We start from the raw sequence: 14,330 nt of genomic DNA, 5'->3' as shown, positions 1-14,330 counted from the left end.
GTCGGCGTGCGCGGCGGACGCCGTCTGCCTCAGTGTGCGGCCGGACGTCCTGGTTCCGGTGCCGGCCGTCTCCGCATGGCCGACATCAGCAGGGTGACGGCGGTTCCCGCCACCGCCCAGGCGGACAGCACCAGCAGCGAGACGGTCACGTCGTTGCCCCGGAAGTACACGATCGAGCGGGCGGCCCAGGTGCCGGCGCCCGGGGGCAGCGCCGGTCCGATGGCCGCCCAGAACGGCGGCAGCAGCGGTGGCGGCAGCGCGCCGCCCGAGCTGGGGTTGCCCAGGATCACCACGATCAGGATCGCCACGCCGATCCCGAGGACCCCGAAGACGGCCTGGAACGCGAGCGTGGCGGCGCCCACCGCGAAGATGATCAGCGCGCCCAGCCCCCACAGCCCCGCGAAACCGTCCGGCAGCGCGTCCAGGGCGGGCCCGACGATGAGGGCGCCGCCGAGTCCGCCGACGACCGCGACCAGCGCCATGGTGCCGAGCCGGATCGTCGCCCGGCGCAGGGTGGACGCCCGGGCGCCCGCGCTGATCGCCAGGATCGACGCGCACAGGTAGCCGCCCACGCACCAGCCCACCACCACGTAGAAGGACGAGAGCCCGTTGGCGTCCTGGGCGGACGCCGGGGCGACGTCCTCGACCCGCAGGGTGCGCCGCTCGTCCTGCTCCACCTCGGCGAAGAGCCGTTCCAGGGCGGTGGCCAGTGAGGTGCCGCCGCCGGTGGCGACCAGCAGGGTGTCGGTGGTCCCCTCCGGGTCGACGAGCAGCGCGCCGTCGATGTCCCGGTCCTCGATCCGCTCGCGGGCGGTGCCCGCGTCGGCCACCGTCCGCGGGTCCAGCGGTGAGCCGGGCAGCTCCTTCAGTCGGGTGACCGTCTGCTCGGCCACGGACGCCGGCGCCACGACCCCGAAGGGCGTCTCCCGCAGCTTCGGGTGGTGCAGGGCGCCCACGTACGAGGTGACGAACAGCAGCATGAGCGCGATCACGCCGAGCATGAGCAGGGTGGCCCGGGGGGTGACGGCGTCGCGCACCTCGCCGAGGAACGAGCGTGGGCGGGTCCCGGGGCCGGTGCTCTGTGTCATGTCCCCACGGTCCTGGGAAGCGGGTGTTTGCGCAGGTGGGACGGGGCCGGACGGATGTCGCACACTCATTCGAAAATTGGTCTATGGTGGGGGTGAGGTGACTGGGAACAGTTGTTCGATAGGCGGTCGGGACTCAGAGTGCGGGAGGTGCGTGTGCCGGGTTTCACGCATCTGCACACCGTCTCCGGGTTCTCCCTGCGCTACGGCGCCTCGCACCCGGAGCGGCTGGCCGAGCGGGCCTCGGAGCGGGGCATGGACGCCCTCGCCCTCACCGATCGCGACACCCTCGCCGGGTCCGTCCGCTTCGCCAAGGCCTGCGCGAAGGCCGGCGTCCGTCCGCTGTTCGGCGCGGAGCTGGCGGTGACCGCCCCGACGGCCGCCCCCGCCCCCGGGGACGTCTCCGTCCGGCGGGACCGGCGCCGCACCCCGGTACGCGGCGGTGCCTTCATCGACGAGTCGACACCGCGCGTCACCTTCCTCGCCCGGGACGGCGCCCGAGGCTGGGCCGACCTGTGCCGGCTGGTCTCCGCCGCCCACACGGCGGACGGCCTCCCGCGGCTGTCGTGGGAGGACAACCACGCCGACGGCCTGACCGTCCTGCTCGGCCCCGACTCCGACGTCGGCCGCGCCCTCGCCGCCGGCCGCCCCGACCGTGCCGCCCGGCTTCTCGCCCCCTGGCGGGAGGTGTACGGCGACGCCCTGCGCCTGGAGACCGTCTGGCACGGCCGTACCGGCACCGGGCCCGGCTCGCTGCGGCTGGCCGCCCGCACCCTGGGCTTCGCCGCCGAGCAGCACGTACGGCCCGTGCTCAGCAACGCCGTCCGTTACGCCGACCCCGGCCTCGGTCCGGTCGCCGACGTGCTGGACGCCGCCCGCCGGCTGGTCCCCGTCGACCCGGACCAAGGGCTGGACCCGGGGGAGGCCTGGCTCAAGGACGAGGGCGCCATGCTGCGGGCCGCCGAGCGGATCGTCGAGGCCGCCGGCTTCCGGCGCGAGGCCGCCCTGCGGCTGCTCGACCAGACCCAGGCGACGGCCGCCGCGTGCCTGGTCGACCCCGAGGACGACCTCGGCATGGGCAGCGTCCACTTCCCCGAGCCGCACCTGGTCGGCGCGGGCCGCCGCACCGCCCAGCGGGCGCTGGCCTCCCGCGCGAGCGCGGGCATGGTGCTGCGCGGCTACGACGGCCGCCGGGAGTACTGGGAGCGGATGCACCGTGAGCTGGACATCATCGCCCACCACGGCTTCGCCTCCTACTTCCTCACCGTCTCCCAGGTCGTCGACGACGTACGGGACATGGGGATCCGGGTCGCCGCGCGGGGCTCCGGCGCCGGCTCCCTGGTCAACCACCTGCTCGGCATCGCGCACGCCGACCCGGTCGAGCACGGGCTGCTGATGGAGCGCTTCCTGTCCAAGGAACGGGTGGTGCTGCCGGACATCGACATCGACGTGGAGTCGGCGCGGCGGCTGGAGGTCTACCGCGCGATCATCGGCCGGTTCGGCACCGAGCGGGTCGCCACGGTCGCCATGCCGGAGACCTACCGCGTACGCCACGCCATCCGGGACGTCGGCGCCGCGCTGTCCATGGACCCGGCCGAGATCGACCGGGTGGCCAAGTCCTTCCCGCACATCCGCGCCCGGGACGCCCGCGCGGCGCTCGAGGAACTGCCCGAACTGAGGCAGCTGGCGGGGGAGAAGGAGAAGTACGGCAGGCTGTGGGAGCTGGTCGAGGCCCTCGACGCGCTCCCGCGCGGCATCGCCATGCACCCCTGCGGGGTGCTGCTGTCCGACGCCTCCCTGCTGTCCCGCACACCGGTCATGCCGACCAGCGGCGAGGGCTTCCCGATGGCCCAGTTCGACAAGGACGACGTGGAGGACCTCGGGCTGCTCAAGCTGGACGTGCTGGGCGTGCGGATGCAGTCGGCGATGGCGCACGCGGTCACCGAGGTGGAGCGGGCGACGGGGGAGCGGATCGACCTGGACGCGGTGCCGGAGGACGATCCGGCGACGTACGGGCTGATCCGGTCCACCGAGACACTCGGCTGCTTCCAGATCGAGTCCCCCGGACAGCGGGACCTGGTCGGGCGGCTCCAGCCGTCCACCTTCCACGACCTGGTCGTGGACATCTCGCTGTTCCGGCCCGGGCCGGTCGCCGCCGACATGGTGCGGCCGTTCATCGAGGCGCGGCACGGGCGGGCCCCGGTGCGCTACCCGCACCCGGACCTGGAGGAGGCGCTGAAGGGGACGTACGGCGTCGTGGTCTTCCACGAGCAGGTCATCGACATCGTCTCGGTGCTGACCGGCTGCGGGCGCGGCGAGGCGGACCGGGTACGGCGCGGGCTGTCCGACCCGGAGTCGCAGGGGCGGATCAAGGTGTGGTTCGCGCAGCACGCGGCGGCCCGCGGCTACGACGCGGAAACGATTCAGCGCACCTGGGAGATCGTCGAGGCCTTCGGCTCCTACGGCTTCTGCAAGGCGCACGCGGTCGCCTTCGCCGTGCCGACGTACCAGTCGACGTGGCTGAAAGCGCACCATCCGGCCGCCTTCTACGCCGGGCTGCTCACCCATGACCCCGGGATGTACCCCAAGCGGCTGCTGCTGGCGGACGCGCGGAGGCGGGGGGTGCCGGTGCTGCCGCTGGACGTGAACAAGTCAGGGGTCACCCATAGGATCGAACTGGTGTCTGAATCGGGGGATGTGAAGGGGGCGTCGAAGGGCGACCCGAAGGGCGGGAAGCGGGTCTGGGGGCTGCGTCTGGCGCTCTCCGACGTGCACGGCATCAGCGAGGCCGAGGCGGAGCGGATCGCCGAGGGACAGCCGTACGCCTCACTGCTCGACTTCTGGGAGCGGGCCCGGCCCAGCCGCCCGCTCGCCGGGCGGCTCGCCCAGGTCGGCGCGCTGGACGCGTTCGGCGCCAACCGCCGCGACCTGCAACTGCACCTGACCGAACTGCACCGCGGCGCCCGCGGCGGACGTGGCGACCAGCTCCCGCTGTCCGGCGGCCGGCGGACCGCCTCCGCCGGGCTGCCCGACCTCACCGAGCCGGAGAAGCTCAGCGCCGAACTCGGCGTGCTGTCCATGGACGCCTCCCGCCATCTGATGGACGACCACGGCACCTTCCTCAAGGAGCTGGGCGTGGTCTCCGCGCGGCGGCTGCGCGAGCTGCGGCACGGGGAGACGGTGCTGGTCGCGGGCGCCAAGGCGGCCACCCAGACCCCGCCCGTCCGCTCCGGGCGGCGGGTCATCTTCTCCACCCTGGACGACGGCACGGGCCTGGTCGACCTCGCCTTCTTCGACGACTCGCACGACGCCTGCGCCCACACCGTCTTCCACTCCTGGCTGCTGCTGGTGCGCGGGGTGGTGCAGCGGCGCGGCCCGCGCAGCTTCAGCGTGGTCGGCTCCGCCGCCTGGAACCTCGCCGACCTGCTGGAGATCCGCCGGGAGGAGGGACTGGAAGGGGTCGCCGCGCGGCTCGCCGCCCCGGCCGGCAACGGCTCCGGGGCCGCCGACGACGAGGGCGCCCCGGCCCGCAGGCGGCTGGCCGGTTCGGACGGACTGCCCGCGCCGGCCGGTTCGGCGGCCCGGGATCCGATGGAGGAGCGGACGATCCGCATGCCCACGGGGTACGAGATGCACCCCTGGGCCGATCTGCGCCCCGCGGGCGAAGGGCCCGCGGTGGGAAGGAAGTTGTGGCACCAGAGTCCGGGGAGTGCGGGATGACCATTCTCTGCGTACGTTTCCAGCTGCCGCCGGTGGACGAGGCGGCCCTGCCGGGGCTGCTCGGCCTGCTGGAGGAGTTCACCCCCGTCGTGCAGGCCCTGCCGCCGGACGGCGCGCTGGCCGATCTGCGCGGCGCCGAACGGTACTTCGGGCGCACCGCGGTGGAACTGGCCTCGGTGATCCGGGTGCGAGCCCTCGCCCTGCACGGCGTCGACTGCGTGATCGGCGCCGGTCCCGGCCCGATGCTGGCCCGCATGGCGCTGCGGGAGGCCCGGCCGGGGCTGACCCGCGCGGTGGCCGAGGACGAGGTGCGGGAGTTCCTCGCCGGGCAGCCCGTCGTGGCGCTGCCCGGCGTCGGCACCAAGACCGCCCGCACCCTGTGCGAGTACGGCCTGGACAGCCTGGGCCGGGTCGCCGCCGCCCCGCTGTCCACGCTCCAGCGGCTGGTGGGCGCCCGCGCCGGACGCGAGCTGCACGAGAAGGCGAACGGCGTCGACCGCGGCCGGGTCGTGCCCGACGCCGTCTCCCGGTCACTGGCCACCGAACGCCCCTTCACCCGCGACGAACTGGACCCCGGCCGGCACCGCCGCGCCCTGCTCTCGGCCGCCGAGGAGCTGGGCGCCCGGCTGCGCGCGCTGGACCAGGTCTGCCGCGGCCTCACCCTCACCGTCCGCTACGCCGACCGGTCGGCGACCACCCGCACCCGCACGCTCCCCGAGCCGACCGCGCACTCGCCCGCGCTCACCAGGGCGGCGTACGGCCTGTACGAGGCGCTCGGTCTGCAGCGCGCCCGGGTGCGCGCGGTGGTGCTGCGCGCGGAGGGTCTCGACTCCGCCGAACAGGCCTCCCACCAGCTCACCTTCGATCCGGTGGACGAGAAGGTGCGCAGGATCGAGGAGGTCGCGGACCGGGTCCGGGCGAAGTTCGGCCCCCACGCGGTGATCCCGGGCACGCTGGCCGCCTGACCTGACCTGACCTGACCTGACGGGGCGGGCTCAGTTGGCCCACGGCGGCGCGATGCGTGTGCCGTCGGTCAGCGTCGCCTCCAGTCCCTGGGAGGTGGTCACCCAGGAGACGGCGGCCTCGGTGGCAGGGTTCTCCACGGCGAGCGTCGCGCCGGCGTTGACGATCACGGTGTCGCCGGCGGTGATCCGGTGCGGGGTGCCGTCGAGGGTGATCAGCAGTTCGCCGGCGAGCAGATGGAAGATCTCCTCGCGGCTGACGGTGTGCGCGGGCGCCCGGGTGCCGGCGGGGATCTCGCCCCGCCAGGCGCACAGCTCCCTGCTGCCGGTCGCGGGGGTGGCGTACGAGACGAAGCGGGCGCCGTGCATCTCGTGGACGACGGCATCGGACGGGCGGACGACAGGCATGCGGAACCTCCTGATAATGGTCAAGGAGCTTGACTATATGGTCAAGCACCTTGACTGTTTCGTCAAGGTGCTTGAATGTTCCCCGTGCAGAACTCCGAGGCCATGGCCCTGTCCGCCACCCTGCTCGCCGTCGCCGGAGACCTCACCCGGCGCATCCATGACGGCGTGGTCGCGCGCGGGTTCGAGGGCCTGCGGCCCGCCCACGGGTTCGCCTTCGCCCGGCTCGCCCCGGACGGCGCGACGGTCACCGATCTCGCGGTCCACCTCGGGGTGACCAAGCAGGCCGCGAGTCAGCTCGTCGACGAGCTGGTGCGCAAGGGGTACGCCGAGCGCCGCCCTCATCCCGTGGACGCGCGGGCGCGGCTGGTGGTGCTGACCGAGGCGGGGCGGGCCTGCACCCGGGCGGCCGAGGAGGCGGCGGCGGAGGTGGTGCGAGCCTGGAGCGAGGTGCTGGGGGAGCCGGAACTGTCCACTCTCTGCATGCAGTTGACGCGTATCGCACCCGACGGGGCGATTCGTCCCGCTTGGTGACGCCTTATCAGGCGGTGGCGGGTGATCGTGCGGTGACGGGGAGAGTTTTTACCGACCCGTAACTTCCCGGTCTTCCTACTCGCCCGTAACTTGATGAGTGAACAGCATCCCGTGATCCGGATCACAGGGCGTAGGACCCCACCCTTCCCCCTTGAGCCGCAAGGAGATCACACGATGCTGCCCTGGAAGCGGGTGATCAGACCGCTGGCCGCGTTCCTGCTGGCCGCGGCCGCCGTCACCGTCCCCACCGCGGCGAGCGCACAGGCCGCCGCCGCGCCCAGCTCCGGCTGGAACGACTTCACGTGCAAGCCCTCCGCCGCCCACCCCCGTCCCGTCGTCCTGGTCCACGGCACCTTCGGCAACTCCGTCGACAACTGGCTGGGCCTCGCGCCCTATCTGAAGAACCGTGGCTACTGCGTCTTCTCCCTCGACTACGGCCAGCTCCCCGGCGTCCCCTTCTTCCACGGCCTCGGCCCCGTCGAGAAGTCCGCCGAACAGCTCGACGCCTACGTCGACCGGGTGCTCGCCGCGACCGGCGCCGCGAAGGCCGACATCGTGGGCCACTCCCAGGGCGGCATGATGCCCCGCCACTACCTCAAGTTCCTCGGCGGCGCCGCCGAGGTGAACGCCCTCGTCGGCATCGCGCCCAGCAACCACGGCACCACCCTCGGCGGCCTCACCGCGCTCCTGCCGTACTTCCCCGGCGCCGAGGACCTGCTGAGCGAGGCCACCCCCGCCCTCGCCGACCAGGTCGCCGGCTCCGCCTTCCTCACCAAGCTCAACGCCGGCGGCGACACCGTGCCCGGCGTCCGCTACACCGTCATCGCCACCAGGTACGACCAGGTCGTCACCCCGTACCGCAGTGCCTTCCTGACCGGGCCGAACGTGCGGAACGTGGTGCTTCAGGACCTCTGTCCGGTCGACCTGTCCGAGCATCTGGCGATCGGGCTGCTCGACCGGATCGCCTTCCACGAGGTGGCGAACGCCCTCGACCCGGCCCACGCGAAACGGACCACCTGCGCCTCCGTGTTCAGCTGACACGTGTCATCGGTACGTCACGAACGGCGGGTCCCTGTCCGGCCTGAGCCGCCGGACAGGGACCCGCCGCCGGTTCAGCGGCCGTGCCGCCCGGTCGCCGTGCGCCGCCGCGCCGAGGCGAACAGCGCAGCCGAGCCGAGCGCCAGCGCCGCGGCCCCGCCGATCATCAGATACGGCGTCCCCGCGTCACCGCCGGTCTCCGCCAGGTTCTGCCCGCCGCCGGCCGCCTTCAGCTCGTTGCCCGTGCCGGCGTCCGCCGCGACCGGGTCGGCCGTGGTGGCGGGGTCGTCGTCACCGTGCCCGTGGTTCTCGACCGTCGACTTCTCCGCACCGGCCTCGATCTGCTCCTCGGACGGGGCGGAGGCCGCCGGTGCCGGGGCGGGCGCCTCCTTCGGAGTGTCCGCCTCCGCGGGCGCCTCTCCGCCGTCCGCCTCACCGCCGCCGGTCCCGCCCCCACCGGCCTGCGCGCCGCCGAAGGTGACGTCGGAGCAGGAGTAGAACGCCTCCGGGCTGTCCGAGCGCTGCCACACCGCGTACAGCAGCTGCTTGCCGGAGCGCTCGGGCAAGGTGCCGGAGAAGGTGTAGAAGCCGCCCGACGCGGCCGGGTCGGTGGACGTCGCCACCGGGTTCGCCAGGTCCAGGTCGTCCCAGGCCAGCGGCTGCGACGGGTCGTAACCGGGCTTGGTGACGTACACCGTGAAGGTCCCCTTGTGCGGGGCCGTCACCCGGTACTTGAAGGTGTACGGGCCGCTGGACACGCTCGTCGCAGGCCACTCGGCGCGGGTCAGATCGAGCCCCTTGAACGCCTCGTTGCCGGCGCTGCACAGCTTGCCGTCCGGGATGAGCTCCTGGTGGCGTCCGCCCGCGTCGCCGATGCGGACGCCGTTCCAGTCGTACAGCGCCTGGGTGCCGCCGGCCGTGACGGCCGCCTTGCATGCCTCGGACGTCGGACTCTCCGGCCCCTCGCCGAAGCACTGGAAGACCCGGCTGGCCGGGTCGCCCATCGAACCGTGGGCGGCGGCCGGCGCGGCGGCCAGGCCGGTGAGGGCGAGCGGGGCGAGACCGACGGCGGCGACAGCGGCCTTGCGGCGTGCGGACATGGGGCAGCAACTCCTCGACACGACGAACGACGGATCTCTGGGGGTGAACCCCGGGGGATCCCGTGGGGGTGGCTCAGAACGTAGCCCCGCGGAACCCGGAAATCGCCCGGTGAGGGCGGTGCGCGGAGATCCTTAATGTCGCTTTAAGGGAGCGTTCGGACTGGGATCAGGTAGGTACGGTGCGGGCATGACGAACGCGCGGATCCGGCCGGCCGTCGCCGCCGACGTACCGGCCGTGCGGGCGGTGGTCGACGCGGCCTTCCGGCCCTACATCGCCCGGATCGGAGTCGTACCGGTGCCCATGGAGGCGGACCACGCGGCGAACGTGGCCGCGGGGCGGGTGTTCGTCGCGGAGATCCCGGACGAGGGTGGGGGCGGGCCCGTACGGGTGGCTGGGCTGGTCGTCCTGGAGCCGCGCCCGGACCACCTGTACCTGGACGTCGTCGCCGTCCGCCCCGACGCCCGGGGTACCGGGCTGGGGCGGCTGCTGCTGGAGTTCGCGGAGGACCGGGCACGGGCGCTCGGACTGCCCGAGATCAGGCTCTTCACGAACGCCATGATGTGGGAGAACCAGAGGATCTACCCGAGATTCGGCTACGAGGCCGTCGAGCGCGGGACGACCGGGCCGTACGACCGGATCCACTACCGCAAGCGGCTGCGCTGAACCCCGCGGCGGCGCGCTCAGCCGTCGGGCCACCAGGTGCGGGCGACGTCCTCGCGGACCTCGGGCCGTCCCGTGGGACGCTCCTCGGTCTCCTCGCGGACCCGGCGGCTGTCCGTCTTCCTCGGGGGCTTCTGCACGGTGACTCGGCGCATGGCTGCCTCCTCGCGGGTCCACCGGGTTCCGTGTTCTCACGGCGGCGAACCTTTCGGGGGAGAGTTCCTCATCCGTCCCGTCGTGTCTGTGGCACCGGTCACGAATCGAGTGTCAGTGGCAGGTGTCACGCTGATGCCATGACCTTGCATCACGGTGACGGTACGGACGCGGACGGTGTCGACTGGGACGCGCGGGCGGCCTCATTCGACGAGGAGCCGGACCACGGGCTGCGCGACCCGGGGGTGCGTGCCGCCTGGGCCGCGCGGCTGAAGGACTGGCTGCCGGGCCGGCCCGGCGACGTCCTCGACCTCGGCTGCGGCACCGGCAGCCTCTCCCTCCTCGCGGCCGAACAGGGACACCGCGTCACCGGCGTGGACCGGTCCCCGGCGATGGTCGAGCTGGCCCGGCAGAAGCTCGCCGGGCGGCACGCGGTGTTCCTCACCGGCGACGCGGCAGCCCCTCCCGTCGACGACGAGCGGTACGACGCCGTCCTCGTCCGGCACGTGCTGTGGACGCTGCCCGAGCCGGACCGGGCCCTGCGGCGCTGGCACGACCTGCTGCGGCCGGGCGGACGGCTCGTGCTGGTCGAGGGGGTGTGGGGGACCGTGAGCCCGGTCGGGATACCCGCGGACCGGCTCACCGCCCTCCTCGCCCCGCTCGCCGCGCGGGCGCGCGTGGAGCGGCTGTCCGGGGACCCGGCGCTGTGGGGGCGCGCGGTCGACGACGAGCGGTACGCGGTGGTCGCCCTGCGGGACTGAACCGGCCCGGCGGTCTCTCAGCCGATCAGGGTCGCGAGGCCCGCCCCCCGGGCCAGGGCGTCCAGCTCGTCGAGGGCGGCCACCGCCGCCGCCGCGGCGGCCGGGTCCGTCGTGGACAGACCGCTCGCCGCGAACTCGTCCTCGTCCAGCCGCCGTACGTCCGTGCCGTCCGCGGACACCCACAGGTCCAGGTCGAGGTCCTCGACGACCAGGCGCCCGGCGGACACCTCGGCGGGACGGGTGACGTCGCAGTAGTGGCCCTTGAGGGTCCCCGCGGAGGTGCGCACCTCCTTCACGGAGTACCAGCGGTCGCGCCAGTAGTGCTCCGTGAAGACGTCCCCGGGCTCGAACCGGACGAAGCCGAAGTCGCGCACACCCTCGCCCGCCCACGGGGCGCGCACACTGACCCGGGTGCCGTCGTCGGCGAGCAGGGCCGCCGGGTACCGGATCTTCGTGCGGCCCGCCTTGACGAGGACCACCTCCACCGTGGCCGGACCGTCGGCCGAGAGGGCCGGGTCAGCCGAGTTCGCGGACATACCGCACCTCCGTGGCGCAGACTTCGTAGCCGAACCACTTGTTGATCGCGATCATCGGGCCGTTCCCGGTGTCGTTGCCGGTGAAGGCCTCCGTGAGCCCGGCGGCGCGGGCGCGGTGCAGCGAGTCGTTCTTGGCGAGCTTGGCCAGGCCCTGACCGCGGTGGGCGCGGGCCGTCCCCGTCATGACCGTGCCGTACCGGGTGCCGCCGTCCGTGCGGGCCGCGGAGAACGCGGCGGGACGGCCGTCGACCAGGGCCACCGTGGTCAGCTCGGGGCTGAACAGCGGGTGCTGCCAGGTCTCCCTGAGCCACGCCTCGTAGTCGGTGAACTCGGTGTCCACGTCGCTCGGTTCGTCCGCCGTGGTCTCCGCGTCCAGTGCGAACAGCGGGCGGGGGTCGTCGGCGTAGTCCGAGCCCGGACGCAGCTCCACGCCGGGCGGCGGGTCCTGGAGCGGGGGCAGCGTGCCGTGTGCGAGGTCCAGACGCAGGAAGTGCGCGGCGCGGCTCGCCCGGTAGCCGTGCGTCTCGGCGAACGCGCGGTTGCCGGGCTCGTCCAGCACCCAGGCGAACAGCTTGGCCGCCCCGTGCGCGGCCAGGTGCTCCTCGGCGGCGCGCACCAGCACCGTCCCCGCGCCCCGGCGGGTGTGCCGGGGGTGCACGTAGACGTTGAGGTTGGCCTGGCCCCGCACGGTGCTGTCGTGGGTCAGGTGCACCTGGGCCGTGCCGATCACCTCACCCTCGTCGTCCACGGCCACGAGGGGGCGGTAGTGGGCGTCGGGGTGCAGATGGGTGAGGTCGTGGGCGAGGGACTCCGGGGTGACGAGGACGAACGGCAGGGCGGCCTGCCGTACGCGGGCGAAGCCCTCCAGGTCTGCCCGGGCTTCGGGGCGGAGATCGCGGACGGTCACAGTCATGTGGGGGGACGCTACGAGGAAGTGAGGTGGGGGTGCCTCCCATTTTTCCGGGGGTGCGCGAGAATCGCGGCGTGAGTGTGCAGATCCATATCGAAGACGGGGCGCCGCCGTACGAGCAGGTGCGGGCGCAGATCTCCGAGCAGGCACGGTCGGGGGCGCTGCCCGTGGGGTACCGGCTGCCGACGGTGCGGGGGCTGGCCGAGACGCTCGGCCTCGCGGCGAACACGGTGGCGAAGGCGTACCGGGCGCTCGAGGCGGACGGGGTGATCGAGACGCGGGGGCGTAACGGGACGGTGATCGCTGCGGCGGGGCCGGCGGCGGAGCGGGAGGTTGCCGCCGCGGCGGAGGTTTTCGCCGAGCGGGTGCGGCGGTTGGGGGTGGGGGAGGAGGTGGCGCTGGCCGCTGTGAGGGATGCGTTGCGGGCGGTTTCTGAGTGAGGTCGCGCGCCGGCTGCGGGTGCGTTGGGCGTGAGCGCGCAGTTCCCCGCGCCCCTTAGGGGGGCGGGGGTTGAGTGCGCCGTTGCCCGAGGGCCTTCGAGGGCGTCATGTCGATCAACGTTCTGGCGTTGTGGACCGCTGCCGCGTTGGGGTCGTTGTTGAAGTAGGTGTGGACGTCCGCGGTCGCGGGCCAGGTGGTGGTGATGCGGTCCAGCCAGGTGCGCAGGGCCTGGCGGCCGTAGTGGGGCCAGGGGTGGGCGCGGCCCTGGTGGAAGCGCACGTAACCCCAGTCCGTGGTGCGCCAGAGCGGGGTGACGGGGCGGGACAGCACGTCGGCCCAGCACAGCGCGGCGCCCCGGGATTCCAGCACCGCCCGCACCTGCGGTGCCCACCACGACGGATGGCGCGGCTCGACCGCCACCCGCGTCGACGCGGGGAAACGGCGCAGGCAGGCGTCCAGCAGCGCGGGGTCGGCCTGGAGCGTCGGCGGGAGCTGGAGGAGGACGGGGCCCAGCCGGTCGCCGAGGCCGGCGGCCCGGTCCATCAGGCGCTCCACCGGCTCCTCGGGGTCCCGCAGCCGCTTGATGTGCGTCAGGTAGCGGCTGGCCTTGAGGGCGACGACGAAGCCCGGCGGGGTGCGCTCCCGCCAGGACTCGAAGGTCTCCCGGGACGGCAGCCGGTAGAAGGCGTTGTTGACCTCGACGGTGGCGAAGGCGGCCGCGTACTCCTCCAGCCACAGCCGTACCGGCAGACCGGGCGGGTACAGCACCCCGCGCCAGTCCTTGTACTGCCATCCCGAGGTCCCGACCAGCAGCGGCATGCGGCCCTCCCGGCTGCTACAGGTACAGGCCCGCGTCCGCGTCGCCGCGCGGTTCCGGCAGGGAGGTCGGGGAGGTGCCCCGGCGCAGGGCGTACAGCTCGGCGAGGCTCGCCCCCTCGCGTCCGACGCCCTCCTCGCGGCCCAGCCAGTCCACCGCCTCCGTGCGGGTCAGTTGGCCCACCTCGATCCGCGCCAGGCAGCGGCCCGGACGCACCACGGCCGGGTGCAGGCGCTCCAGGTCCTCGTTGGTGGTGACGCCCACCAGCACGTTGCGGCCCTGGCCGAGCAGACCGTCGGTCAGGTTCAGCAGCCGGGACAGCGCCTGACCCGCCGTGTGCTTGGCCTCGCCCCGGATCAGCTCGTCGCAGTCCTCCAGGAGCAGCAGCCGCCAGCGGTTCTTGCCGGACGCGTCCTCCTCGCCGATCGCGATGTCCATGAGGTAGCCGACGTCGGAGAAGAGCCGCTCGGGGTCCAGGACGCAGTCCACCTGGCACCAGTCCCGCCAGGACCGGGCCAGGGTGCGCAGCGCGGAGGTCTTGCCGGTGCCCGGCGGACCGTGCAGCAGGAGCAGCCGGCCCGAGATGTCCTCGGGGGTGGTCTTCATCAGACGGTCCATCGCGTCCGCGACCGGAGCCGTGTAGTTGGGCCGGATCTCCTCCCAGGTGCCGGCCGCGATCTGCCGGGTGGTGCGGTGCGGGCCGCGGCGCGGGGAGACGTACCAGAACCCCATGGTGACGTTCTCCGGCTGCGGTTCGGGTTCGTCCGCCGCGCCCTCGGTCGCCTCGTCCAGGACCTTGGCCGCCAGTTCGGCGCTGGTCGCGGTCACCGTGACGTCGGCGCCCCGGCTCCAGCGGGAGATCAGCAGCGTCCAGCCGTCCCCCTCGGCCAGGGTGGCGCTGCGGTCGTCGTCCTTGGCGAGCCGCAGCACCCGGGCGTGCGGGGGCAGCAGGGTCGCCCCGGAGCGCACCCGGTCGATGGAGACGGCGTGCGAGAAGGGCTGCTCGCCCGTCGCGAAACGGCCGAGGAACAGCGCGTCGACGACGTCGGACGGGGAGTCGTTGTCGTCGACGTTGAGCCGGATCGGCAGTGCGTCGTGCGGGTGGGAGGACATGTCGCCATGATCGGTCACGCGCGGGCCCCGTGCACCCGATTTGCCGGGTGCGCCGGTGCGCGGGTGTTCGTCCGGTACTCAACGGTAATAGTTT

15 protein-coding genes are annotated in these 14,330 nt (G+C 73.5%); 7 read left to right on the top strand and 8 right to left on the bottom strand.

Annotation, left to right across the window (positions count from 1 at the left end; genetic code table 11):
• Positions 1 to 29: 29 nt before the first annotated feature.
• Positions 30 to 1,088 (bottom strand): membrane protein, encoded by a 1,059-nt coding sequence (locus B100_RS0115050; RefSeq protein WP_024885271.1) that lies wholly within the window; start codon positions 1,086 to 1,088, stop codon positions 30 to 32.
• A 153-nt stretch (positions 1,089 to 1,241) separates the two neighbouring features.
• Between B100_RS0115050 and B100_RS0115045 the strand changes: the two genes are divergently transcribed.
• Together B100_RS0115045 and B100_RS0115040 are read left to right on the top strand one after the other, a co-directional pair.
• Complete coding sequence (locus B100_RS0115045) at positions 1,242 to 4,805, top strand: DNA polymerase III subunit alpha (RefSeq protein WP_024885270.1); 3,564 nt, start codon at positions 1,242 to 1,244, stop codon at positions 4,803 to 4,805.
• A complete protein-coding gene (locus B100_RS0115040; RefSeq protein WP_024885269.1) occupies positions 4,802 to 5,770 on the top strand; it encodes a DinB/UmuC family translesion DNA polymerase in 969 nt (322 codons plus the stop codon). The genes B100_RS0115045 and B100_RS0115040 overlap by 4 nt, the downstream gene beginning before the upstream one ends.
• A 30-nt stretch (positions 5,771 to 5,800) precedes the next feature.
• On the opposite strand, the gene B100_RS0115035 is transcribed toward B100_RS0115040, so the two are convergent.
• A complete protein-coding gene (locus B100_RS0115035; protein WP_024885268.1) occupies positions 5,801 to 6,175 on the bottom strand; it encodes a cupin domain-containing protein in 375 nt (124 codons plus the stop codon).
• Positions 6,176 to 6,259: 84 nt separating this feature from the next.
• On the opposite strand from B100_RS0115035, the gene B100_RS0115030 reads away from it, so the two are divergent.
• Both B100_RS0115030 and B100_RS0115025 read left to right on the top strand, forming a co-directional pair.
• Entirely contained in the window at positions 6,260 to 6,706 is a 447-nt protein-coding gene (locus B100_RS0115030) for a MarR family transcriptional regulator (protein ID WP_024885267.1), read from the top strand.
• A gap of 174 nt (positions 6,707 to 6,880) precedes the next feature.
• Entirely contained in the window at positions 6,881 to 7,744 is an 864-nt protein-coding gene (locus tag B100_RS0115025; RefSeq protein WP_024885266.1) for an alpha/beta fold hydrolase, read from the top strand.
• 74 nt (positions 7,745 to 7,818) lie between these two features.
• Here the strand turns inward: B100_RS0115025 and B100_RS0115020 are convergent, their stop codons facing one another.
• Entirely contained in the window at positions 7,819 to 8,844 is a 1,026-nt protein-coding gene (locus tag B100_RS0115020; RefSeq protein WP_024885265.1) for a lytic polysaccharide monooxygenase, read from the bottom strand.
• A 187-nt stretch (positions 8,845 to 9,031) separates the two neighbouring features.
• Between B100_RS0115020 and B100_RS0115015 the strand changes: the two genes are divergently transcribed.
• Entirely contained in the window at positions 9,032 to 9,508 is a 477-nt protein-coding gene (locus tag B100_RS0115015; RefSeq protein ID WP_024885264.1) for a GNAT family N-acetyltransferase, read from the top strand.
• A gap of 17 nt (positions 9,509 to 9,525) precedes the next feature.
• On the opposite strand, the gene B100_RS37590 is transcribed toward B100_RS0115015, so the two are convergent.
• Complete coding sequence (locus tag B100_RS37590) at positions 9,526 to 9,660, bottom strand: hypothetical protein (RefSeq protein ID WP_106967002.1); 135 nt, start codon at positions 9,658 to 9,660, stop codon at positions 9,526 to 9,528.
• Between the two features lie 138 nt (positions 9,661 to 9,798).
• On the opposite strand from B100_RS37590, the gene B100_RS0115005 reads away from it, so the two are divergent.
• Positions 9,799 to 10,419 (top strand): class I SAM-dependent methyltransferase, encoded by a 621-nt coding sequence (locus B100_RS0115005; RefSeq protein WP_024885263.1) that lies wholly within the window; start codon positions 9,799 to 9,801, stop codon positions 10,417 to 10,419.
• Between the two features lie 17 nt (positions 10,420 to 10,436).
• Here the strand turns inward: B100_RS0115005 and B100_RS0115000 are convergent, their stop codons facing one another.
• A complete protein-coding gene (locus B100_RS0115000; protein ID WP_024885262.1) occupies positions 10,437 to 10,955 on the bottom strand; it encodes a ribonuclease FAU-1 family protein in 519 nt (172 codons plus the stop codon).
• Complete coding sequence (locus B100_RS0114995) at positions 10,936 to 11,868, bottom strand: GNAT family N-acetyltransferase (protein ID WP_024885261.1); 933 nt, start codon at positions 11,866 to 11,868, stop codon at positions 10,936 to 10,938. The genes B100_RS0115000 and B100_RS0114995 overlap by 20 nt, the downstream gene beginning before the upstream one ends.
• 71 nt (positions 11,869 to 11,939) lie before the next feature.
• Between B100_RS0114995 and B100_RS0114990 the strand changes: the two genes are divergently transcribed.
• Complete coding sequence (locus tag B100_RS0114990) at positions 11,940 to 12,305, top strand: GntR family transcriptional regulator (RefSeq protein ID WP_024885260.1); 366 nt, start codon at positions 11,940 to 11,942, stop codon at positions 12,303 to 12,305.
• Positions 12,306 to 12,360: 55 nt separating this feature from the next.
• Here the strand turns inward: B100_RS0114990 and B100_RS0114985 are convergent, their stop codons facing one another.
• Together B100_RS0114985 and B100_RS0114980 are read right to left on the bottom strand one after the other, a co-directional pair.
• Positions 12,361 to 13,125: a DUF72 domain-containing protein gene (locus B100_RS0114985; RefSeq protein ID WP_024885259.1), complete on the bottom strand. Its 765-nt coding sequence runs from the start codon at positions 13,123 to 13,125 to the stop codon at positions 12,361 to 12,363.
• Between the two features lie 16 nt (positions 13,126 to 13,141).
• Entirely contained in the window at positions 13,142 to 14,236 is a 1,095-nt protein-coding gene (locus B100_RS0114980) for a DUF5925 domain-containing protein (RefSeq protein ID WP_024885258.1), read from the bottom strand.
• Positions 14,237 to 14,330: the final 94 nt, after the last annotated feature.

This window comes from Streptomyces sp. CNH189 (assembly GCF_000527195.1).
This window is presented reverse-complemented; position numbering and strand designations above follow the sequence as displayed.

Coding starts and splice junctions, on each gene's coding strand:
- B100_RS0115050 (WP_024885271.1), bottom strand. CDS start 1,088: ATGACACAGAGCACCGGCCCCGGGACCCGCCCACGCTCGTTCCTCGGC.
- B100_RS0115040 (WP_024885269.1), top strand. CDS start 4,802: ATGACCATTCTCTGCGTACGTTTCCAGCTGCCGCCGGTGGACGAGGCG.
- B100_RS0115035 (WP_024885268.1), bottom strand. CDS start 6,175: ATGCCTGTCGTCCGCCCGTCCGATGCCGTCGTCCACGAGATGCACGGC.
- B100_RS0115025 (WP_024885266.1), top strand. CDS start 6,881: ATGCTGCCCTGGAAGCGGGTGATCAGACCGCTGGCCGCGTTCCTGCTG.
- B100_RS0115020 (WP_024885265.1), bottom strand. CDS start 8,844: ATGTCCGCACGCCGCAAGGCCGCTGTCGCCGCCGTCGGTCTCGCCCCG.
- B100_RS0115015 (WP_024885264.1), top strand. CDS start 9,032: ATGACGAACGCGCGGATCCGGCCGGCCGTCGCCGCCGACGTACCGGCC.
- B100_RS37590 (WP_106967002.1), bottom strand. CDS start 9,660: ATGCGCCGAGTCACCGTGCAGAAGCCCCCGAGGAAGACGGACAGCCGC.
- B100_RS0115005 (WP_024885263.1), top strand. CDS start 9,799: ATGACCTTGCATCACGGTGACGGTACGGACGCGGACGGTGTCGACTGG.
- B100_RS0115000 (WP_024885262.1), bottom strand. CDS start 10,955: ATGTCCGCGAACTCGGCTGACCCGGCCCTCTCGGCCGACGGTCCGGCC.
- B100_RS0114995 (WP_024885261.1), bottom strand. CDS start 11,868: ATGACTGTGACCGTCCGCGATCTCCGCCCCGAAGCCCGGGCAGACCTG.
- B100_RS0114985 (WP_024885259.1), bottom strand. CDS start 13,125: ATGCCGCTGCTGGTCGGGACCTCGGGATGGCAGTACAAGGACTGGCGC.
- B100_RS0114980 (WP_024885258.1), bottom strand. CDS start 14,236: ATGTCCTCCCACCCGCACGACGCACTGCCGATCCGGCTCAACGTCGAC.